Origin of the sequence: Clostridium sp. YIM B02569, from assembly GCF_022320765.1 — a bacterium.
GTDB classification, from domain to species: Bacteria; Bacillota; Clostridia; order Clostridiales; family Clostridiaceae; genus Clostridium; species Clostridium beijerinckii.
The window spans coordinates 38637-61573 of record NZ_JAKJJX010000018.1 but is presented as its reverse complement, the minus strand read 5'-3'; the positions used below and the strand labels follow the sequence as shown (position 1 = coordinate 61573).

Below are 22937 nucleotides of genomic sequence, written 5' to 3'. Positions count from 1 at the left end.
CTTTTGCTTATAGCAACCAAAGCACATCCAATAGCAGCACCTACTGCAATTAAAATAGAATTACTCATTAAAATTCTCCTTCAAACTCCTATTTATAATTGACTATAACATATTTAAAAATATATCACGATTTACTCATCGAAAGCAATGTTTTCATTAATCGCTGATTAAATTATAAATCGAATGCCATTATTTCTCTTTCATAAATATTATATAAATCTTAAGATAACATTCCTTAATGTATTCATATCAAATGGTTTAGAAATATAGTCATCCATTCCAATTTCAATACATCGTTCTCTGTCTCCATTCATAGAATAAGCTGTCATAGCTATTATATTAACATGTTCTTTTGTCTTTATTTCTTTTTCTCTAATTATTCTAGTGGCATCGTATCCATTTAATTCTGGCATTTGAATATCCATGAGTATTAAATCAAATGTATTTTCTTTTAGCTTTTCTAACGCCTGCTTCCCATCATATACATACTCATATTCATATCCCAATCTATTTAGCATTTCACAAGTTATCTTAATATTTATTTCGTTATCTTCAACTAATAATATCTTTTTATTTTTACTTGATGCTATCCGAGTATTTTCTGCATTTAAATTATCATTATTTATATCCTCTGCATAATTCAATAAAAATTCTGCTGTAAAATAAAAGGTGCTTCCTTTATTTTCAATACTTTCAAACCATATATCCCCATTCATTAGCTTTGCAATATCTTTTGAAATAGCAAGCCCTAGCCCCGTTCCATCATATTTTTTAGTGTAAGTCATATCTTGTTGGACAAATTTTTTAAAGATATCATTTTTAAATTCTTCTTTAATCCCAATACCTGTATCTTTCACTGAAAATTCTAATGTTAGCTTATTATTTGTAGTATTTAATTTCCTTACCTTAAACATTATTTGACCCATTTCAGTGAATTTAATAGCATTATTAATAATATTTATAAGTACTTGATTTAATCTAATTTCATCTCCTATTAAATCAAAGTTTATATATGGATCAATATAGTAAAATACTTCTAAGTTTTTTTTACTGCATGCTATAGATAACTCTTTAGTAATCCTATCTAGAGTTTTTTTCATATTAAACGGCTTTAATGTAAGTTCAAATTTCCCTGACTCTATTTTAGAAATATCTAAAATGGTATTTAATATTCCTAGTAACAATCTTGATGAATTACTGAGCATGTCTAAATATTCTTTTTGATTATTATTAAGTTCAGTTACCTTCAATAAGTCTATAATTCCTATTATTCCATTCATAGGAGTTCTTATTTCATGGCTAATATTTGCAAGAAATTCACTTTTAGCTTTGTTTGCTTTATCCGCTTCTTCCTTTGCTTTTTCTAATTCCTGATAATTACTTCTTAGCTCTTCCTCTATTGCTATAAGTTCTTCATATAGAGCTGATATCTCTTCATATTTATCTCTTAACTCTTTTTCCACTTTTTTATTTTCTGTTATATCTCTAGTGATATTAGATGCTCCAATTAAATTTCCTTCAAAGTCGTAAATAGGTGAAACTGTTATTGAAACATCAATTAACTGACCATTTTTCTTTCTTCTCTTAGATTCGAATCCCCTAATTCTTTCTCCATTTTTTATCTTTTTAATTATTTCATAAAAATCATTAATTTTCTCATCAGGAATTATGATAGATATGTGCTTTCCAATCACCTCTTCTTTTTTGTATCCATAGATATTTTCAGCACCTATATTCCAACTTGTTATAATTCCATCTAAAGTTTTTCCTATAATTGCGTCCTCAGTATTTTCAACTAAAGAAGCTAATCCCCTAATTTCTGCTTCACTTTTCATTCGGTTTGATATATCTCTTATTATACTTAAAACAAATCTATCATTACTAATTTCTATTCCTATTGATTTGACTTCTACTGGAAAACTAGTACCATCACTTTTAAAGTGAATAGTTTCAAACTCAACATCACCCGATTTAGCTTTTTCAAACTGCATGATTGCAAGTTCGATTCTTTCTCTATTTCTTAATTCAAATATATTCTTAGAAAGTAGTTCTGCTTCAGTATAGCCATAAGTATCCACTGCCTTTCTATTAACTTCCAATATATTACCTTGACTTGAAAACAAAATTATTATGTCATTAGCATTACGTATAGCAGCTTCATATATTTGCAAATAATTATACTTTTTTTTATTAATATTTTCATTGGTTTCACTACTCATCTATCACCCCTCCTTAAATTCCGTAAATTAAATAACAAACGAATAAGATAGCATAAAATATAATTGTCGTTAGTATAGCATAAGCAGGCTTAATAGTTCATTTAATCATTTTTTAGCATTTTCTCAAGTTCCTCTTCACAAACTGGTTTACTGAAATAATATCCCTGAATTATATTACATCCTAAATTCATTAATTCATTAAGTTGCTCTTTAACTTCAACCCCTTCTGCTATAACCTTATACTTTAAACTTTTCGATAAGCTCAAAATACACTCTATTACTGCTCTGTTCTTATCGTTCCCAATATTATCGATAAAAGATTTATCTATTTTCAAAGTATTTATAGGTAGGATTGTTAAATAACTTAGAGATGAATATCCAGTTCCAAAGTCATCAATTGAAATATTTATACCTTTTTTTATTAGTTCATGTAAATCAGCAATTTTCTCATCATCTAATTCAATTAAAGTACTTTCGGTTATTTCTATTTCAATTAAACTTAGAGGAATTTTATTTTCTTCACAAGTTTTTATTATTTTGTCTTTAAAATCTCTTTCTTTTATTTGAACAGGTGAAACATTTATACAGATATTATTAAATTCATATTTCCTCTCCTTAAGCTCTCTAATTTTACGGCATGCTTTCCCAAATACCCAATCCCCTATATCTACAATTATTCCAATCCTTTCAGCTATTGGTATAAATTCAACTGGAGATACAAAACCGAGCTTTTTACTATTCCATCTCAATAACGCTTCAAATGCAACTACCTTATTATCTAATGCATCAATTTGCGGTTGATACACAATGGAAAATTCATTTTTCTTAATTGCTTCTTTTAATTCATTTTCAATTATTATTCTTCTTGTATATAACCTACTTAGAGCTTGTTCGAAAAAGGTGTATGTGTTTTTTCCATCTGCTTTAGACTTATACATTGCTAGATCTGCAAATTTTAGTAGATCATTCATATTATTGCTGTCTCTTGGGAAAATTGATATTCCCATGCTTGTTGTAATATACAGATGGTTTTCATTAAGTTCGAATGGATTCCTGCAATATTTTAAAATTGTATTACACATATCTTTTACTTTTTCTATAGAATTAATTTTTTCTATAATTACAATAAACTCATCACCGCCGACTCTGTACAACTTCCCGTAGTCCTTTATACACACATGTAATAATTGTGAGAATACTTTTAACATAAGATCACCATAGTCGTGTCCTAAGGTATCATTAATCGATTTAAAATTATCTAGGTCTATGAAAATTATAGCTCCTTCCTGATTCAGTTGAATATTTTTATCTAAGATATTTTTTATATCCATTAGAAACATATCCCTATTAGGAAGATTTGTAAGAGAATCATGATACAAATTATCTGCAATTCCTTTTTCTCTTTCCTTTTCTTCAGTTATATCATTTACCAATCCAAATATACGAGTTACACCTTCATCTTTCTCTTTTATGCCATTTCCTTTAAACAATACCCACTTCAATTTATTATCTTTAGTAATAATTCTAAACTCGCTCACATATAAGGTCACTTTATCTGCAACAAAAAAATTTAAATCAGTCAATGCATCCTCTCTATCTTTACTTATAGCTACTTTCTCAATACAATCAATTAAACTGCTAAAATCTTTTGAGTTATAACCAGCAATTTCTTCCCATGCATCAGAAATAAAGAAACTGTCTTCCTTTATATTCCATTCCCAAACTGCTATATTAGCTTCATCTATTGCTTGTTTATATTTTTTTAATATTTCTTCATAATCCAAATCACTTTTTTCTATCTCCATAACAGATTTCTTTGCTCTCCTTAAAAATAAGTTCATTTGATTATCTTTCATGATTATAACCTTCTTTATGGTTGTTCAATTCTTTCATATACTCTACTATCAGATCATCTAAATGCTGGCTTATAGTTAATCCATTATCTATATCTACGTTTCCATCAAGTGTGCAGCAAACTTCATTCAGAATTTCTCTTACAGCACTTATATTTTGATTTAACTCTGATAATTTGATTGTTTTTTCTTTAATATTCGCTGAATCAAATTCATACATACTTTCTTGATTTACAATTGTCCTATTTCTTCCACTAGCTTTGGCTTTATAGAGATTCTTATCTACTTTTGATAATAAATCATAAATATTCACATCTTCATCAGAAGCTTCGTACACGCCAAAACTTGCTGTTATTTTTATCTCAATACCATCATAATTAAAAGATGTATTTTCTAATACTTTTCGTATCTTCTCAGCAACTTTATACGCACCTTTAGCCTCAGTATAATTTAATATTATAATAAATTCTTCTCCACCAAATCTACCTACCCAGTCTGACTTACCTCGGACCGATTTCAATATTAGATCTGAAAAATCAATCAGTATTTTATCACCTATAATGTGACCATATTGATCATTTACTTTTTTAAAGAAATCTATATCTGCCATAATTATCGATAAAGGCATTTTACTAATTTTCATGTAGTTAATATCTACAGGGAGTCTCTCATTTATATACCTTCTATTATATAATCCTGTCAATTCATCTTTAATTACCTTTTCATTCATTGAGATAATTAATTCTTCCACAAAGTCAGAATCCTCAGTCATCTTATGAAATACACTTCCGATATTGGTAATATCCTTTAATATTTCCACAATATATGTCCTGCCATTTAATTCTACTGGTGTTGCTGTGATTAAGACAATTTTTTCTTTATCATACTCTATTTTTACAAATGTATCATTGTTGTTATATGCTCGCATAGAAATACAGTTTTCACAAAATGTATGTTTCTTCCACAACAAATAACATGTGCCATTTAGCCCTTGTAGCTCATTGTCCTTAACAAGAGCCGCTTTTTTATTTATTGGATCCACTATTCTTATAACATCATATAATTTTTTAAAAATAGATAGCCTTTCTTTTACTTGGTCTATTACTTCCATAAGATTCCCTCCCTTTTAAATTTAAAATTCTCTCAATTCCCCTAAAACTTGCTTATTAAATTCATATGTACTTCTTAAAACCTCTTTTAGAATTGTTCTTCTTGTTACGTTAATTCAAAAAATATATCCCATAGCTTTGAAACAACTTTATCGTTTATTCTTATATTTGATGTTATCATTTCATAAAGTAAATAATCCTCAAGCTTTTTACATTTAATCAAATAACTATTTATATTTTTAGTTATAAATTTATCATTATATTGAGGATTACCCATGATATCAAGAATGATTTTGTTTTCTTCAGCTATATAGAATTTATATTTTTCTCGTATTACATTTGCTATCTCTTCTGGTGGAAACATGTGGCATCTAAGAATAAACTTTCTCTTGGATATATCTAATATATAATACTCTATCTTCTTTTTTAATAAAGTATAAAGCTTTTCCTTAAGAGGCATATTCTTGTCCATTGTCTCAATACTCTCCATGTAATCAATATAATCTTTATAAATATAATCATAAATATAGAAAAACAGATCCTGCTTTGACTTATAGTAAAAATATATTGTTGATGCTTTAACTCCAACTTCCTTACAAATATCTCTAATATTAGTAGCCTCATATCCGTTCTCCAGAAAAAGTCTAAAAGAAGTATAAAATATTTTATCTCTTGTTGAATTTTCCAAAATACTTACCTCCATTTACAAATTTACTGAAAGTTTTTTAATAACTTTGTTATTATTCTCATAAATTACAAAATTATATATATAACGTTCGTTACATAAATCATATCACTGTATTTTTCCCCATTCAATTTATTTTGTACTCTATTTTTACTCATAATTCGACTCATTTTGAATGAAAACTATTTCTTTAGGAATGTAATCATATCACTATTCAAATACATATATCTAACAATTATATTTTCTTTATAGATCTCAACCTTCTTAATTAATTTTTTCCTTGATTTATTCACGGCCCAGATTAAATATAAATTTATAAAGAGTAAAAAAAGCAGCACCAATTATTAGTGCTGCCTTATAAGCCTCTATGTTCTTAAGTTGAATTCTATAATATTTAACAAATTTTCAATTTCAAATGGTTTAGATATGTAATCATCCATTTTTGCCTTTATGCATTTTTCTTTATCTTCCCGCATAGCATATGCAGTTATTGCAATTATTGGTATATGTTTTCCTTCTAATTCCTCAACTCTTATAGCCTGTGTTGTTTCAAAACCATTTAGTTCTGGCATCTGTATATCCATTAATATTAAATCAACTTTATTGTTTTTTAATATATTTATAGCCTCATTTCCATTATATGCTGAAATATATTTATACCCGTTACTCCTAATTATGTTTTCCATTACTTCTTGGCTTATTAAGTTATCTTCAACATATAAGATAACTTTATCCTCTCGATCATTATGTTGATTAAGCTTATCACTTTCAATATTTTTTCTTTCCATAACTTGTTTTTTATCATTTGTTTTTTTGAATTCACATGTGAAAATAAATGTTGAGCCCTTACCAAAAGAGCTTTCAAAACTTATTTCTCCATTCATCAAATTAGCAAACTGTTTTGAAATTGATAACCCCAATCCTGTTCCCATATACTTTTTCATTGATGATATATTTCCTTGAGTAAAATTATTAAATATCTTATCTTTGAACTCATCATCTATACCAATCCCTGAGTCCTTAATCGTAAATTGAATTTTTTCACTATCACTATCTTCTGAAATCATACTTACTCTAAATGATATATATCCGTCATCTGTAAACTTTACTGCATTGCTAATTAGATTGGATAATATCTCCTTTAACCTAAGCTCATCACCAATAACTTCAAAATCTATGTTATGGTCTAAATAGTAACTTACTTCTAAGCCCTTAGAATTTCCAGTGACTAAAAGGCTATTATAAATACTATTTATAGTCTCTTTTAAATTAAACGGTTCCCTATTAATTCTAAATGTACCTGACTCTATTTTTGACATATCTAATAAATTATTAATAAGCCTAAGCACAGTATTTGCTGAATCATTTAATATTCTAATATATTTTTTTTGCTTTTCATTAATATCTTCTAACTTTAATAACTGTATAGCCGCCGTAATTCCATTCATTGGAGTTCTTATTTCATGGCTTATATTAGCCAAAAAAATTTATTTCGCTTTATTAGCTTCCTCTGCTTTCTGTTTTAACAATTCTAATTGTTCACACTTTTCCCGCAGATCCTTTTCTATTAGTTTCCTGTCTGTAATATCTTTATACATTGCTACTACTCCGGAAAAGAGATTATTATCATCATAAATCGGAGATGCTGACATTAAGACATTAACCAGGTTTCCCTCCTTGTCTATTCTAACGGTTTCATAATCTTTAATTACCGCTCCTTTAGTAATTGTATTTATTAGTTGTTGTGATTCATTTAATTTATCTTTTGGAATTAGCCGTCTCATATCATTTCCTATTATGTCCGCTTCCTTAAATCCAAACTTTGTCTCAGCGCCTTTACTCCATCGAGATATATTCATTTCTTTGTCAAAAATCACAAATGGATCATCAAGTATATCTAAAGATATTGAAAATATCTTTGAATCTTTAAATAGCCTTTCCATATCCGAAATATCTCTTATAATACTGACTGCCACATCTCTTGATTTCTTATTACTACAAACGGACCTTACTTCAACCGGAAATCTTGTCCCATCTTTTTTGTGATGATAACTTTTAAACTTTATTCCCCTATCTAAAGCTTTATTTAATTGATCTTGGGTGAATTCCCTGCTATCCTCATTTCTAAGGGTAAAGATATTTAAATTTACAAGTTCATCAAAAGAATACCCATACATTTCAATAGCCTTTTTATTTCCATAAAGTATTTCCCCAATTCTGCTTACTACAAGAATACTCTCTAATGCATTATCTATAAAATCTCTTCCTTCTATAAACAACTTTTCATTTGATAATATGCCTTTACTTTTTATGAATGTGCAAAATATATACTTTTCAGCAAATTTACTGAAACTAACTTCATAAACAGTATCTCTAATGACTAATGTATAAATATTGTTATCAATTCTTTTTAAATAACTAAATAAATACTCTCTTAAATACATCTTAATTTCATCAACACAGTTATGGGTTAAGTTTTCACAGTCAAATTCCTTTCTGAAACTTTCATTTATAAATTTAACACTGAAATCATAAATAACTTGATTTGAATCAGTTAATGGTTCGTATATAGATATTATGTTATTAATATTATTTAAATATGATATTCCCTCTAATACTGAGCTAACCATAATTTACACCATCCCCTTATTATTTTTATAACACACTCTTTCATTCTCATAAATAGATTTCGAAGATGTTATAAATTTCTTCAACATTAAATGGTTTTGATATGCAATGATCAATTCCTAGATTCATAAGTATCTCTCTATTTTCCATAATGGTATATGAAGACATTCCGATTATAGGAATATTTTTTCCTTTTACTCTTGATATTCTCATTTCCTTAATTTTTTCAAAATCTTCTAATTTATTTAATTTCATATCTAGCAATATTAAGTCTACATAGTTACAATTTAGGATTTTCAAGGCCTCGCTTATATTATGCGCATGGATATATTTACAGCCTTTTCTCTCCACTATACTCTCCATAACTTCTTTATCAATTGAATTAGTTTCAATGCAAAGGATGGATTTATTCATCCATAAATTATTTATATTATCATCTTCGCTAATTTTATTATCGTTCATTACCTCTATATTCTTTTCATAATAATCACTTTTTTTAAAACTACATGTAAACGTAAATGTAGACCCTTCTCCTAGTGTGCTTTCAAAGCTTATATTCCCATTCATCATCATAGCAAGTTGCTTAGATATAGATAATCCTAGACCAGTTCCTGTATATTTTTTATTTACAGATATATCACCTTGACTAAATATGCCAAAAATTTTACTCTTAAATCTTTCGTCTATTCCTATCCCCGTATCTGCTATTGTAAATTTAATTTTTACATAGTCATTATCTGACGATACTTTTGTTACCCTAAAGGATATATATCCTTTTTCAGTAAATTTTACCGCATTACTAATTAAATTATCTAATATTTGTTTTAACTTTAGTTCATCTCCAATTGCTATAAATTCTGCATTTGGGTCAAAATAATATCTTATCTCTAATCCTTTAGAATTTCCTGATTCCAAGAGATTTGTATAAATATCATCTGTTATCTTTTTCAAAGCAAATTTACCATCATTTAATTTATGTATACCGGCCTCTATTTTTGAAATATCTAAAATATTATTTATAATTGTTAATAGTTTATTTCCAGAGTTTTTTAGCAGTGTTATATACTTACTTTGCTCCTCACTCATAGGTGTTTTTTCAAGAAGCTGAATTGTTCCAAAAATGCCATTCATCGGAGTCCGTATTTCATGGCTCATATTGTCTAAGAATAACGACTTTATTTTATTAGCAATTTCAGCTTCTTCCTTTAATACTTCCAATTGCCTATATTTTTCAACAATGATTTTTTCTTTTTCAGCTAGATCTGTAATATCATGATAACAAGCTAAAGCCATAATTAAATTTCCACTTGTGTCATATATAGGAGTAGAATTTACTCTAATAGTTAGTTCTTTATCTGAACGCTTAATTATGATTGTTCTATTTTTTATTTTTTCGCCTCGTAATGCGCATTTTAAAGACAAATTCTCTACATGGATTTCATTCCCTGATGTATCAAAAGCTTGCTTAGTTATGTTAAAATCTTCTGCATTCTTTACAGCATAATAATCAGAAAGAAGACCTCTTCCTTCTGCATTCATCAAAATTATTTTACCTTCCTTATCTGCAATATAAATTGCATCAGAAATATTTTCAATGACAGCTTCTAATTGCTTTTTTTGCATCTTTATAATTGTATTACTATTAACCTGTTCAGTAACATTTCGAGTGCACAATAGCGCCTTTACTATATCTCCATCTTCATCATATAGAGGACTGCCACTTACATTAAAGTGATATTCTAATCCCTTTCTCTTAAGCGTCATTCTATATTCATTAATCTTTTCACCTTTTAGTACTCGATAGCTAGGCAAATTTTCTGGTTTGATTATATTATCATTGGAATCGTAGAATTTCACTTTTAACAAATTTTCACTGATTTTGTTTGCTAATTCAATATTATAAAAAAAATCTTTTGCACTGGAATTTAGAATATTAATATTACCTTCTTTGTCAATTGTAAACAATCCCTCGGACATATTTCTAATTATAGCTTCTAATTTATTCTTTTGCTCTTCTATAATTTTTGCTTGTACCTTTTCCGTTATATCGTCAATTATTAAAACATATCTTTCAAAATTTCCTTTTCTATCAAATATAGGCTTGCCACTAATAACAACATGTTTCTCTAAATTTCTAGTTCCTATTATTACTCTATAATTATTTATTTCCTTTCCTTTTTCTATATAACTAAACTTACTCTCTTCAAATTCAATTTTATTTTTATTTACATCAAAAATTATTATTTCATCTTTTATATCATTTATATTGCTTATTTTATTTGCTTGAAATAATTCCAAAATAACTTTGCTTATTTTAATTAACCTTCCACTTTTATCAAAGATGCTTATCTGCTCATCTGCTAAATCCATTATTGCCTCGATTTTTTTATCCCTTCTCTCAATTTCAGCAGCTTGAGCTTTAATAACCATTTTATTTCTTATTCTATCTGTTACATCAATACGATTCTCAATATAATATTTTACTTTCCCATCTTCATATATTGGTACTATTGCTGAATCAAAATATGTTGCTCCCGTTCCATGTCTATCACTCATAAAATCTTTTACATAGCCCGTCTTACCTGTTTTTATAACACTTATCCATTTTTCCCTTATTTTATCTTCCTTAAAATCTTTAGCTATTTCTTCTATTGATTTACCAATGCAATTCTCTTTCCTATTAAATGGTTCATCCATATAATAAATGTATTTTTCATTAGCTTTTAATAAAGTTAAATCTGGCGCTGAATAAATTCCAATCCCATATCTATTATCCAAACATAACTGTTCTGCATATAAAAATTTATTTTCAATACGGGAATTCTCTTTTTCATAGAAGAAATATAATATATTCATTTTCTCGTGATCTATCTTCTTAGAAATAATCACTTCTCTTGGCTCAAGTGACTTAGTGAATATGTAGATATCTATTTCATCACTAACACTTCCAAATTCATCACAAAAATCAGATTTCAATATTTTACTCAGTTCTTTATATGATTTTCCTAATAGTTCCTCTTTGTAATACCCTGTTAAATCAACAAATTCTTCGCTTACTTTAATTACTATCTTATTTGAAATAGTAATAGATGCTTCTTGATTTCTTTTACTATTAAGTGGCATTGATTCTTCCTCCGTAAATATAAACTCTTATAACATGTATGGAATTTCCATAATGCATATAAAATATAAATTCTTCAAATAGAATACATTTAATTTATTATATCATCTATACCATTATTAATAAAATAATAAACAGAAGTCTTTGATATATTAATAACTTTAAAATCACAAAAAAGCCAGTAGAACAATTAATTATATAAATAGTTCTACTGGCTTTTCGTAATCTTATTAAATTTCTAAAGAGTTATTTTCACGACCTTAGTCTTATAGTTATTACTTAAGACCTTGTTCGTAATCTTGAATCATATGTTTTACCATATAACCGCCAACATATCCATTTTGTCTTGAAGAAAGGCTTCCTTTATCGATGTTTTCATAATCACTTAATCCAACTTCTGAAGCAACCTCAGTTTTTAATCTGTTTAATCCTGCCTTTGCTTCTGGTACTAATGTTCTATTTCTTCCACTGTTATTTGATGACATATACATCAACCTCCCTTAATTAATATAAATTTTGTTTGGCATTAATATATTAACCATTATGACAAATTATAATCTATTAAAATACTAGCAAAAATAGTACTGATAGCTTGTATTAAATATTTTTCCCTATTGAAGAATTATATTGATATTTATAACTTAGACTTATGCAATAATCCACCGAAATCATAAATATTTTGATTCCAAAAAGCTATAAAAATATCGCTGAAATGCTAAATTGCAGCTTGCACCACTAATGCTTGCTCCCATTTTCATTGTGACAAGCATTAGTTTAACAATCTACAATATATATCCAATATATATAACAAAATCCATAAATAAGGTTTTCCTATTAACATATTGATATATATATGCTAACATAATATACGTTGTAGTATTAAATACTTTAATACTATATACTTTTGAGACACGACAATATTTGAGGCATAATAATGGAATTAAAACATAAAACAAATACCTATAAAACTTTATTTCATTGGCATAGTTTTAGATTAAGACTTGTTGTTGAAGGTATTGGGATAGGTATTACTGCTGGTCTATTGATTGAAAAACAATTAATTTCCAAATCTTTATTTAGACGAAATTCTTACTTATTTAAATATTTTGTTTTCTGCCTTATTAACTAAATACTTGAACCAATAAGTATATGCTTCTGACCTTTCTATAATGTCCTTCTTAACTTCATTAATATCAACCCACTTAAAATCATCTACTTCATCTTTGTTTACAATTATTTCTCCATCATATTTCCCAATGAATACATGATCATATTCATTTTCAAAAAGATTATCTTCAAGTTTTACTTTATAAATAAAACTAAATACTTCTTCAAGTTCACATGTAAAACCCATTTCTTCCTTAAGCCTTCTATAAATCGCATCCTGTAAATTTTCACCGTATTTAGGGTGACTACAGCATGTATTTGTCCATAGACCGGGTGAATGATACTTTTCCAAATTTCTTTTCTGTAATAACAATTGATTTTTAGAATTAAATACTAATATAGAAAAAGCTCTATGTAATGTTCCTTTACGGTGAGCCTCCATTTTTTCAATTGATCCTATTTCTTTATCAAACTCATCTACAGCTATTATATATTCTGCCATTTAATTTCCCCTTCCATTTAAACTAATATAATCAAAATTTACATCATTAAAATAATTGTATTCGCCATATAAGTAAAAAAGCATCTTCCATTAACCAATATATGAATTTGCTATAATAAGCTAACACTATTATCTTCATTTATTAATTTTTTATAGCCTTTTCCCCAGTCACACATTGCACTTAAAATAGGCGCCATGCTTTCTCCAATGCTTGTAAGTCCATATTCTACCCTTGGTGGTGATTCTGGATAAACTTCTCTGTAAATTATCCCATCTCTTTCTAATTCTCTTAACTGCATTGTCAGTGTTTTCTGAGTAATATTAGTTAATAACCGTTGTAATTCATTGAATCTAATAGTTCCTCTTGACAAATGCCAAAGAATTGCTATTTTCCACTTCCCTCTAAGTATATTTATAGTTAAATTCATCGGGCAATTCGATTCTAAATCAATTGATTTTGACATTAATTTATTCTCCTAACACATTTTTGTAACAATCTATCTTCTATTTAATTACCTTAATGGTATCATTTTTGATATCACATATCAAATTTGTGCGTACTTTTATGATAATTCTATTAATGCTATTATTTTATAAAACCAATAAGGAAGGAAGATATTATATGAATGAAGTTTTGAAAGCTATAAGAAATAGGAGAAGTGTAAGAACATATTTACCTACACAAATAAAACAAGAAGATTTAGATCTAATCATTGAATCTGGGATATATGCACCTTCTGGTCATAATGATCAGCCATGGCATTTTACTGTTATTCAAAACAAAGAAATATTAAAACATATCAATGATAAATCAAAAGAGTTAATGGCTCAATCAGAAATCAGTTGGATCAAAAATATGGGATCAAACCCCAAAGTAAATTTAATATACGATGCTCCAACCTTAATAATTGTATCTGGTAATAAAAATGCACTTTCCCCTAAAGTTGATTGCTCCGCAGCGATACAAAATATGCTTTTAGCAGCAGAAAGCTTAAACATTGGTTCTGTTTGGATTGGCCTCATAACGTTTTTCTTAAAATTAGAAGATGAAGCAAAAAAACTCGGTATTCCAGAAGGATATGAAGCCTATTATGGTGTCGCTCTAGGATATAAGTCATTAAACAAAGAATTAATTGCTCCTAAGAGAAAATTAAATGTAGTGAATTATATACGATAATGGTTAAATGATTCAATAAATATCTGTAACTATAGATAACTCAACTAATACCTGAACTTATGCAATACTTTACAGGAAGAAGAAACATTGTTATTTCACAGGACTATGAAAATTTCGTTGAAAGTTCTAAATTGCAGGTTTACCAACTAAAGCTTGCTCCCAATTTCATTGTGACAAGCATTAGTTGAACAACCTACAATTAAGAGCTTTTAACAACTCATTTTCAATGCCTGCTGCATAAAAATGTTTCTTCTTTCTAATAAGGTATATTCTATGTGCCAATTAATTTCTTAATCTCACTTAACAAAACAGGAAATTTAGTATACCCATCACGCGCGATAAAATGCTTTCCTGATTCAAGAATAATAAGATTTGCGTCTAACTCTTCTGCTAGTTTTTGCGTTGCCTCTGTTGGCACAATGTCATCGTCTATTGCAGTAATAGCTATTCTCTTTGGAATTAGACTTTTTATTCTTGCAACATCAAGTAGACTATCTACAAATTCTTGAAGACCTTCTGTTTGTTCATCCATAGGATTTTTATTCATGAAACCTGAGATAAGTATTGCACCTTTTATTTTTATGTTTTTCTCTAGAATATAGCGCAGTGCTGTGATACATCCAAGGCTGTGACCAATTAATATCGTATTTTTATCAATATCCATAATACATTTATGAAGATGATTAATCCAAGGTTCAAGATGTGGATCTTCAGAATCAGGCATATCCGGAACATTAACCTTAATAGAGCTATCTTTAAACTGTTCTTTCAACCATGGAAACCACTCTGATTTACTTGAAGATGTATAACCATGGATAACATATATATTATTGGATTTCATTTTATAATTTCTCCTTGTAAAAAATATTTACACCTTATTTAACTCATTCTTCTAATAGCTTCATCAATTGAGATACATTCTGCATATCTTCCATTCCATATAAATTCATTGTGATATTTATAACTATTTTCTGCTGACATAAATTTATTATCAACTGTTGTATTTGCATAAGCAGGAACTATCATATTGAAGCCATGCTCAAATCCACATTTTATAGTTGCGTCAACACATAGATCTGTTTGAATTCCTACAATTATTATATCTTTTTCGTCTTTATCCATTAAATATTCTAATAAGCCTGTCCCTTTAAACGCGCTGTTTACTTTTTTATCAAATATCTTTTCGTCATTAACTGGTTGAAATTTTTCATATACTTCAAATCCGTCAGTTCCTTTTGTTAACTCGCTCCCAGGTCCATCATCATGACGTATATATATTATTTTAATATCGTTTTTCCTTGCTTCACTAATTATTTTCTCTACATTCGATACAAATGCATTAAAGTTATATAATTTATCGTTTGTTATTAATTTTTGTGTATCAACTACTAATAAAACCATTTTTTTATTCTCCTCTTATAAATTACTACTTTCCTTTATTCCAATTATAAAAATCTTTTAAATCTTCTTTACGTTTCTGTGATAGCTCTGTTTTCTTAATACCATGAATTGCACCTTCCAGTGCCAGCAACCTATGGATACATGCAGAAGGATCAATTTCTTGTATCTTGAGCCATGCCTGCTCTGCTCCAATTGCTTTTAATTCATCATAGGTAAATATCCCTACTTGATTCAATTGCCTTTCCACTTCTTTGCCGATATTAGGTAGATTTGATAATTCTCCCATGATAAAACTTCCTCTCAAATCTGATTAATAAAAATCAAATACATTTTAAAGAAACCTAGATAATTTTTTCTATTTTTAAGTATATCAAAAAGCTTAACATATTTCATCTGATTTTATAACTAGCCTCGCATATTTTTTGAATCTACTTTTTTGAACCATATGAGAAGAATTTTGAATTCAAATATATTTTCTCTTGAGATGTAACCATCTAGTTCCTTCTTTTTCGTAATTTATACTCGTTACAATATCTATTGATTTCACTTCAATATAGACTCCTAGAAAATAAAAAAGAAAGAGAATCTTACCTGTTACAGCTCGATTCCCCTTGATTACTTAAGTAAATTATTAATTTATCATCTAGTCGAGAATATACATTCTAAAATTCTTAAGAATATTTATTCTTCAGAATATGCTCTATTTAACTATGTTCTGCAATGATTCTCATTAAATCTAATATTGACTATAAAATTAAATCATCTAAAAATTATATTCCTTTTAAAAATACATTTGTCCTATGCTATATAGATAAACTAATCATGAACATATTTACAAAGTTGCTGAAACCTTAAGTCTATATCTTCACTAGAAATCATAAATATATTTATGATTTCGGTAAACTATCATGGATATCCATATTAATGACTACCTTAAAAGAATTTTATTTTATCTTCCACTTTGAACTTTCCTGCTGCAATTCTACCATCTTTGCATAAATTCTATTTTGTTTTAATAATTCTGATGGGGTTCCTTGCTCTGCTACATACCCATCGTTTAATACAACTATCTTATCTGCGCCTGATATTGTTCGCATTCTATGAGCAATAACAAGTACTGTTTTATCTTTAATAAGGTTTGAAAGTGCCTCTTGTATCTTTGTCTCATTTTCAACATCAAGAGAGGCTGTTGCTTCATCTAATAAAATTACAGGAGCATTTTTTAACAAGGCTCTTGCAATAGAAATTCTTTGACGCTCTCCTCCTGATAAAGTTGAACCATTTTCTCCTATCACCGTATTATATCCATCTGGCATCCTTTTTATAAACTCATCACAGCATGCTGACTTAGCTGCCGCTATTACTTCTTTGTCTATTGCATTACGTTTCCCCAAACGAATATTATTCATAATTGTATCATTAAATAGTATTACATCTTGAAATACTATAGAATAATTTTTAAGAAGTACTTCTGGATCCACAGAATTTATATTTACTCCCCCAAGAGTTATGCTTCCTTCATTAACATCCCAAAATCTTGCTGCTAACTTTGCTACTGTACTTTTTCCGCCTCCTGATAAACCTACTAAAGCAGTTATTTGTCCCTGCTTCGCAGTAAAAGATACGTCTTTTAAAACTTTTTCGTTATTTTTCTTATCATACGAAAATGCTACATGATTGAAAATTATATCATATCCATTTGTTTTGTATATCTCTGATCCAAGTTGAACTGGATGATCTTGCATCTTCTTCATTCTTTCTATTTTAAGGCTTGATGAAAATATATCTGCAAGATTCATTAATGAATCACAAATTGGGTCATAAAATCTTGAAGCTGCAATCAAAAATACTAAATATATAAATAAATCCGTCTTTCCTTTTGCAAGAAGAGTTCCACCTATTAAAATCACTGTGGCAAAGCCAACTTTTAGAAGCATCTGTCCGCTAACTACCATAATTCCTGTAGTAAGCTCATTTCTAACTTGTATCTTTTCAGCATTATCTATAATATCATCTAACTTTAAAAGATATTCTTTTTCTTGATTATAAGCTTTTAAATCCTTTATAGTCTCTAGACATTCCTGTATTCCATCAGCCACTTTTCGTTTCGCAGCGATGTTTTTTATGCTAAATTTATTTTGCAGTTTCTTAGAGCAAATGACTATTAAAAACGATATAGGAGCTACCCACAAAAGTGCAATTCCAATACGCCAATCAAAAATCAACATTCCAATTCCAACAAGTATTGTAGATACAATAGCACCAATAAACTGCGGTATTGCATGCGAAAATACATGTTCTAAATCTGTACAATCTACCATAATCGAATTTGTTAAATCAGATAAGTCCCTCATTCTAAAAAAAGATAAAGGAAGCTTTCTTAGTCTTTCAGCTAAGTTTATTCTTCTGTTAGCACTTTCACCATAAACTGCAATAAATGAAGATTTGTATTGCATCCAATTTACAGCAAACAATATAACTAATGTTATAAGAATCATTATAATATATTTGGACAGTTGTAAATTACTGTTTATACCATCTGTAATTGGAGCTAACATATCTCTAATAACCATAACAACTAGCCCCACTGGAATCATTAAAGCAATATCTGCCAGTGTACTAAAAAGTATTCCTTGTAGCAAATCTTTTGCACCTTGCTTGGTCAATGCAAATTTATCACATAGCATATTAATCATATAAGAACCTCCTTGTCATTACCTCTACCTAACCTCTTACTTTTCTTGAAATAGCTATCGTTAATCTCATCTAATTTCTTTGTTACCTTCCATGAAATAGATCTGCAGTACTCATTCCACATATGAGCATATATGCCGTCCTCTTTTAATAATTCTTCATGCTTTCCTTGTTCTTTTATCCTTCCACCTGACATAACTAAGATTTTATCCGCTCCACATATAGTAGATAATCTATGAGCTATCATAAGCACTGTTTTTCCTTTAGTAAGTTTTTCGAAAGCCTTTTGTATTTGACTCTCATTCTCAGGATCTGCAAATGCTGTTGCCTCGTCTAATATTACAATCGGTGAATCTTTTAATATAGCCCTAGCCAAAGCTATTCTCTGACACTCTCCACCAGATAAATATATTCCTTTTCCACCAATTACCGTATTAATGCCTTCTGGAAACTTTTCTATAATATCTGCGCATTGTGCTTCTCTAACTGCTTCAAGTACCTCATCTATTGTTGCTTTTGGTTTTGCTATTCTAATATTTTCTAAGATACTTGTTTTTAAGAGCCTTGTATTTTGAAATACGAAGGAAACTTTGTCCATTAAATCCTTTTTTAAAACATCCCGAACATCAACACCATCTATTTTAACATTCCCCTTATTAACATCGAAAAATCGTGGTATTAAGCCTGCTACCGTACTTTTTCCACTACCAGATGGCCCTACTAATGCTATAGTTTCACCTTCATTAATAGAAAAACTTATATCATCTACTGTAGGCGACGTATTTCCTGGATAAGTGAACGTAACATGTTCAAAAGAAACTCTTCTTCCATTTATTTTTTGTGGATCTTCTGGCTCTTTTAAAGGCTTTTCATCCAAAATAGCATCAATCCTTTTAACTGCCTCCTTAGCCACCATGATGTTTTCCATTATCTTCATTATCTTAGTTAACATATTAACACTTACTGGTGTAAATAATACATAAAATATAAAATCAAGTAAAAAACCTTTATAATCTGATGTATTTTTAATAACGAGAATACCAACTGGTATCAAAAATGCGAAAGCCCCATTGACAGCTACTGTGAAGATAGTCATAGGAATCTGACACTCAGCAGCATAACTAGATGCAAATTTACTATATTTATTAATTGAATCGTGGAAACTCTTAAAAGAAAATACAGTTTGTTGAAATACTTTTACTACTGGAATTCCTCTGATATATTCCACAGCTTCATTGGACATTTCTTCAAGAGCATTTTGATATTTTTTTATAGAATCTGCTTTCTCTCCCCCCATCAATTTTTTCAAGCAAAGAACACCTATTACTGTAGGAATTAGGCACACTGCTCCAAGTCTCCAATCAAAAATAAACAGTAAAACAAATATTGCAATTGGTGATACTATCGCTCCTGCTAAATCTGGAAGCTGATGCGCTAAAAATGTCTCTGTTAAACCTGCATTATCATCAATAACCTTTCGGAGCTTCCCAGTATTGTTGCTTGAAAAAAATCCCAATGGAAGTTTTACTATATGATGAATAGCCTTAATTCTCATGTTTCTTGCAATCCTAAATGCAGAAACATGTGAACACATAAGTGCTATAAAATATATAATCATACTTATTACAGACAGCAATACAGCGCGCCATCCATAAAATGAAAGTTCATTAACATTAGGTGCTTTTGGAAGTGACGTAATAATCTCTCTTGCTACAAACCATAAGCAGACAAATGGTCCTAATGCTAAAACAGCACTTATAGCTGACAGAATAAATGCCAGCAAAGTTAAAAACTTATGCCTTCCAGCGAACTCCATCATTCTTGAAAGTCCTTCTTTCTTTTTACTCATTTAAATTCCTCTTTTCTACTATATAATTTCTTCAAAGTAATATGATTATAATACGTACCATTTTACAATTTAACGTAGATTAACACTCATTTATAAATTAATAATTTAGATTATTATTGGGGTAGATACCATTTAGATTCATAAAGTTAAATTTTCAAACGTAGTCATATCTCCTTTTCTATATTCTGTTGGATTCACCCCAATTGCTTCCTTAAAAGCTGCTGCAAATTTGCTTTGGTTTTCATATCCAACTGTCACTGATATATTCATAACAGTTTCATCAGTTTTTCTAAGCAAAGATGCAGCATATTCTATTCGATAGTCCTTTATATATTTTGCGATACTTTTACCATAAATTGCTTTAAAGCAACTGCTAAGCCCTGATTGACTTATATTATATTTTTCTGCTATCTGCTTAAGTGTAATATTATTAGACAGGTTTTTAACAAGCTCATCATGAACATTTTTAGCAATTTCAGTTTGCGCTTTCAAATAGTATTTATTTTTAGCTTCATTTTCATTGGCACAAGTTTCATTTAAAAGCAAAATAAGTTCTAACACTTTAATCTTTAAATAACTTTCTATAACTGCTTCTGGCAAATCAGGCAAACTAAATAAATCAAGAAAAATTCTTTCTATCTTTCCCCCTACCCAATTAATGCAGTTTCCAACTTTTACGAAATATTTTTCTGAGGGAAACAACCTCTTCTGAAAAGCATTTATGTCAATCAAGGCGTCTTTTAAAATTTCAGGTAAACACTTAGAAATTTCATCAATATAAATGTATATGGAAATTCCTTTATACTCTGCGACTGGAAATGTATTAACAGGAGGATATTTTCCCATAAGCCCTGCATACAAATCTCCACTTCCCATATATACACATACGCCTCCCTCAAATTCACACTGAATACGTCCTTCATGGCAATATCCGATTTCAATCATTTCCCCACTTATTTTTGGCATGACTTGTTCATTTGCGAATAATGATAACTCTTTACACTTAAACTCTTCATAGTTAAGTACAATTCCAGGAAATATTTCATGCATGCAAATACTACCACACCCTGGGATATCTATTCTCTCCAAACTAATTCACCTCTTATATTTATAATTTAAACACTCCAGCCAAGTTAGTCTTAACTAACTATACTGAATTATACTATATTCCATTTTTTTCTTACAAGCCCAAAACATTATCTTTAGCTCCAAAACATAATCCAATTTTATAAAAAAGAAATATTGTACGGCTACTTAAAATAGTTGTACAATATTTCTGAATTCCTTTAAATAAATTTTAAACTTTAATTATTACTATTAATATTAGAACACTTGTATTCTAGTATTTTTTTTAGCGCAGTTCCACTGCTCTGATGACATCGTATTAATTCAGCTTCATTTGTATCATTATTAGATAACACGCATTGTATCATTTTATGCGATACAGTATTTGTAAACAATACAAGCAAGTCAGGCTTTCCAATTTGCTTTTTCAAATTACCTTGCATTTGAGTAAAAACCTTTGCTTTACAATTATAATTCTTACATATTTTTTTGTATTCACAAACCATTCGATCATGACCACCAATTATAACAATACTCATTTCTATCTTCACCTCTCCTATCTAACTATATAATAATATTTTTAAGTTAATTTACTTTTCGGCAATTCGCCAATATAATTTCCTTTAACTATTATGTTTTATCTATAAATATTAAAAATTTTTAATTTCATCTTTTTTATTGTTACCTAATATTCTATTCAAAGTTAGTCTTAACTAACTCAATATTATATTTATATAGTGCCCCTATTTCACAATAACATGTATGATAAAATCATCACAAAAATTCAAAACAATTGAACTATTGGATAATAAAACAGTATCAGTTAGTCTCAACTAACTAATACTAGTTTAATATATTCTAGTAAGATTGTCCAGTGCATTAATGACTTTTCTCATAAAATCACAGATAGAATGTATACTGTGACTCCTATGATATCTTAAGTCTGCTGTCTTTTCTAAAAGTACCTTTATATTTTATATTCTCATCACAATGATTTTCATATATACTATTCTTCCTCTAAATTTGATGTTAAATATACATTATGATATACTTACTTCATTAAAATTTAAATTTCATTACATAGATTTTATTGAAAGAGGGTCTTTATATGGCTATAAATGAATCAGTCGAAAACTATTTAGAAACAATTTTAATTTTAAGCCAAAAATCACATGCAGTTCGTTCTATTGATGTTGCTACAGAGCTTAATTTTAAAAAATCCAGTGTAAGCGTTGCTATGAAAAATCTTCGCGAAAAAGAATATATATCTATAACAGATGATGGAAATATAGTTCTCACTGACGCAGGTAAAGAAATAGCAAATATGGTCTATGAAAAGCACACTTTTCTTTCTAACTGGTTAAAATCTATTGGTGTAGATGAGAAAGTTGCTGTTGAAGATGCCTGCAGAATTGAACATGTTATAAGCAATGAGAGTTTTGAGGCTATGAAGAAATATGTAAATAAAAATACTTAAACAATAGATAACCAAAAAGTGGAGAGCCTTGCTCCCCACTTTAATAAGTT

Annotated in this window: 19 protein-coding genes; 2 read left to right on the top strand and 17 right to left on the bottom strand. The window is 28.7% G+C overall.

Annotation, left to right across the window (positions count from 1 at the left end; translation table 11 throughout):
* Positions 1–209 precede the first annotated feature (209 nt).
* From L3B96_RS16680 to L3B96_RS16635, 10 genes are all read right to left on the bottom strand, one after another.
* Positions 210–2219 carry a PAS domain S-box protein gene (locus L3B96_RS16680; protein WP_238948127.1) on the bottom strand — a complete coding sequence of 670 codons (2010 nt, stop codon included), beginning with the start codon at positions 2217–2219 and terminating at the stop codon, positions 210–212.
* A 101-nt stretch (positions 2220–2320) separates the two neighbouring features.
* Positions 2321–4075, bottom strand: coding sequence for an EAL domain-containing protein (locus L3B96_RS16675; protein ID WP_238948126.1), 1755 nt, complete (start codon positions 4073–4075; stop codon positions 2321–2323).
* A complete protein-coding gene (locus tag L3B96_RS16670) occupies positions 4065–5183 on the bottom strand; it encodes a GGDEF domain-containing protein (RefSeq protein ID WP_238948125.1) in 1119 nt (372 codons plus the stop codon). Before L3B96_RS16670 ends, L3B96_RS16675 begins: the two co-directional genes overlap by 11 nt.
* 104 nt (positions 5184–5287) lie before the next feature.
* Complete coding sequence (locus L3B96_RS16665) at positions 5288–5869, bottom strand: TetR/AcrR family transcriptional regulator (protein WP_238948124.1); 582 nt, start codon at positions 5867–5869, stop codon at positions 5288–5290.
* Positions 5870–6231: 362 nt separating this feature from the next.
* Positions 6232–7347 carry a response regulator gene (locus tag L3B96_RS16660; protein WP_238948123.1) on the bottom strand — a complete coding sequence of 372 codons (1116 nt, stop codon included), beginning with the start codon at positions 7345–7347 and terminating at the stop codon, positions 6232–6234.
* A 6-nt stretch (positions 7348–7353) separates the two neighbouring features.
* Positions 7354–8496: a PAS domain S-box protein gene (locus L3B96_RS16655; RefSeq protein WP_238948122.1), complete on the bottom strand. Its 1143-nt coding sequence runs from the start codon at positions 8494–8496 to the stop codon at positions 7354–7356.
* Between the two features lie 46 nt (positions 8497–8542).
* On the bottom strand, positions 8543–11617 hold the full coding sequence (locus tag L3B96_RS16650; protein WP_238948121.1) for a PAS domain S-box protein: 3075 nt from the start codon (positions 11615–11617) through the stop codon (positions 8543–8545).
* A 273-nt stretch (positions 11618–11890) separates the two neighbouring features.
* The gene (locus tag L3B96_RS16645; protein WP_012059270.1) at positions 11891–12100 is read right to left on the bottom strand and encodes an alpha/beta-type small acid-soluble spore protein; all 210 of its coding nucleotides are present in this window, start codon (positions 12098–12100) and stop codon (positions 11891–11893) included.
* A gap of 608 nt (positions 12101–12708) precedes the next feature.
* The gene (idi, locus tag L3B96_RS16640) at positions 12709–13224 is read right to left on the bottom strand and encodes an isopentenyl-diphosphate Delta-isomerase (protein ID WP_238948120.1); all 516 of its coding nucleotides are present in this window, start codon (positions 13222–13224) and stop codon (positions 12709–12711) included.
* Between the two features lie 110 nt (positions 13225–13334).
* On the bottom strand, positions 13335–13688 hold the full coding sequence (locus L3B96_RS16635; RefSeq protein ID WP_238899642.1) for a helix-turn-helix domain-containing protein: 354 nt from the start codon (positions 13686–13688) through the stop codon (positions 13335–13337).
* A 158-nt stretch (positions 13689–13846) separates the two neighbouring features.
* On the opposite strand from L3B96_RS16635, the gene L3B96_RS16630 reads away from it, so the two are divergent.
* On the top strand, positions 13847–14401 hold the full coding sequence (locus L3B96_RS16630) for a nitroreductase family protein (protein WP_039773369.1): 555 nt from the start codon (positions 13847–13849) through the stop codon (positions 14399–14401).
* Between the two features lie 271 nt (positions 14402–14672).
* Here L3B96_RS16630 and L3B96_RS16625 read toward each other — a convergent pair whose 3' ends face one another.
* The 7 genes from L3B96_RS16625 to L3B96_RS16595 form a co-directional block, all read right to left on the bottom strand.
* Positions 14673–15242 carry an alpha/beta fold hydrolase gene (locus L3B96_RS16625; RefSeq protein ID WP_238899640.1) on the bottom strand — a complete coding sequence of 190 codons (570 nt, stop codon included), beginning with the start codon at positions 15240–15242 and terminating at the stop codon, positions 14673–14675.
* Positions 15243–15280: 38 nt separating this feature from the next.
* Entirely contained in the window at positions 15281–15802 is a 522-nt protein-coding gene (locus L3B96_RS16620; RefSeq protein WP_238899639.1) for a cysteine hydrolase family protein, read from the bottom strand.
* Between the two features lie 25 nt (positions 15803–15827).
* Positions 15828–16088, bottom strand: coding sequence for a TfoX/Sxy family protein (locus L3B96_RS16615; RefSeq protein WP_077867774.1), 261 nt, complete (start codon positions 16086–16088; stop codon positions 15828–15830).
* A 658-nt stretch (positions 16089–16746) separates the two neighbouring features.
* Positions 16747–18498 carry an ABC transporter ATP-binding protein gene (locus L3B96_RS16610; protein ID WP_238948119.1) on the bottom strand — a complete coding sequence of 584 codons (1752 nt, stop codon included), beginning with the start codon at positions 18496–18498 and terminating at the stop codon, positions 16747–16749.
* Positions 18495–20345 carry an ABC transporter ATP-binding protein gene (locus L3B96_RS16605; RefSeq protein WP_238948118.1) on the bottom strand — a complete coding sequence of 617 codons (1851 nt, stop codon included), beginning with the start codon at positions 20343–20345 and terminating at the stop codon, positions 18495–18497. The genes L3B96_RS16610 and L3B96_RS16605 overlap by 4 nt, the downstream gene beginning before the upstream one ends.
* Before the next feature lie 138 nt (positions 20346–20483).
* Positions 20484–21434 (bottom strand): AraC family transcriptional regulator, encoded by a 951-nt coding sequence (locus L3B96_RS16600; protein WP_238948117.1) that lies wholly within the window; start codon positions 21432–21434, stop codon positions 20484–20486.
* 215 nt (positions 21435–21649) lie between these two features.
* Entirely contained in the window at positions 21650–21949 is a 300-nt protein-coding gene (locus L3B96_RS16595) for a DUF2325 domain-containing protein (protein WP_038457681.1), read from the bottom strand.
* 569 nt (positions 21950–22518) lie between these two features.
* Between L3B96_RS16595 and L3B96_RS16590 the strand changes: the two genes are divergently transcribed.
* On the top strand, positions 22519–22887 hold the full coding sequence (locus L3B96_RS16590; RefSeq protein WP_012059278.1) for a metal-dependent transcriptional regulator: 369 nt from the start codon (positions 22519–22521) through the stop codon (positions 22885–22887).
* Positions 22888–22937 lie beyond the last annotated feature (50 nt).

Coding starts and splice junctions, on each gene's coding strand:
- idi (WP_238948120.1), bottom strand. CDS start 13,224: ATGGCAGAATATATAATAGCTGTAGATGAGTTTGATAAAGAAATAGGA.
- L3B96_RS16675 (WP_238948126.1), bottom strand. CDS start 4,075: ATGAAAGATAATCAAATGAACTTATTTTTAAGGAGAGCAAAGAAATCT.
- L3B96_RS16650 (WP_238948121.1), bottom strand. CDS start 11,617: ATGCCACTTAATAGTAAAAGAAATCAAGAAGCATCTATTACTATTTCA.
- L3B96_RS16590 (WP_012059278.1), top strand. CDS start 22,519: ATGGCTATAAATGAATCAGTCGAAAACTATTTAGAAACAATTTTAATT.
- L3B96_RS16655 (WP_238948122.1), bottom strand. CDS start 8,496: ATGGTTAGCTCAGTATTAGAGGGAATATCATATTTAAATAATATTAAT.
- L3B96_RS16605 (WP_238948118.1), bottom strand. CDS start 20,345: ATGAGTAAAAAGAAAGAAGGACTTTCAAGAATGATGGAGTTCGCTGGA.
- L3B96_RS16645 (WP_012059270.1), bottom strand. CDS start 12,100: ATGTCATCAAATAACAGTGGAAGAAATAGAACATTAGTACCAGAAGCA.
- L3B96_RS16615 (WP_077867774.1), bottom strand. CDS start 16,088: ATGGGAGAATTATCAAATCTACCTAATATCGGCAAAGAAGTGGAAAGG.
- L3B96_RS16635 (WP_238899642.1), bottom strand. CDS start 13,688: ATGTCAAAATCAATTGATTTAGAATCGAATTGCCCGATGAATTTAACT.
- L3B96_RS16595 (WP_038457681.1), bottom strand. CDS start 21,949: ATGAGTATTGTTATAATTGGTGGTCATGATCGAATGGTTTGTGAATAC.
- L3B96_RS16625 (WP_238899640.1), bottom strand. CDS start 15,242: ATGAAATCCAATAATATATATGTTATCCATGGTTATACATCTTCAAGT.
- L3B96_RS16680 (WP_238948127.1), bottom strand. CDS start 2,219: ATGAGTAGTGAAACCAATGAAAATATTAATAAAAAAAAGTATAATTAT.
- L3B96_RS16620 (WP_238899639.1), bottom strand. CDS start 15,802: ATGGTTTTATTAGTAGTTGATACACAAAAATTAATAACAAACGATAAA.
- L3B96_RS16630 (WP_039773369.1), top strand. CDS start 13,847: ATGAATGAAGTTTTGAAAGCTATAAGAAATAGGAGAAGTGTAAGAACA.
- L3B96_RS16610 (WP_238948119.1), bottom strand. CDS start 18,498: ATGATTAATATGCTATGTGATAAATTTGCATTGACCAAGCAAGGTGCA.
- L3B96_RS16670 (WP_238948125.1), bottom strand. CDS start 5,183: ATGGAAGTAATAGACCAAGTAAAAGAAAGGCTATCTATTTTTAAAAAA.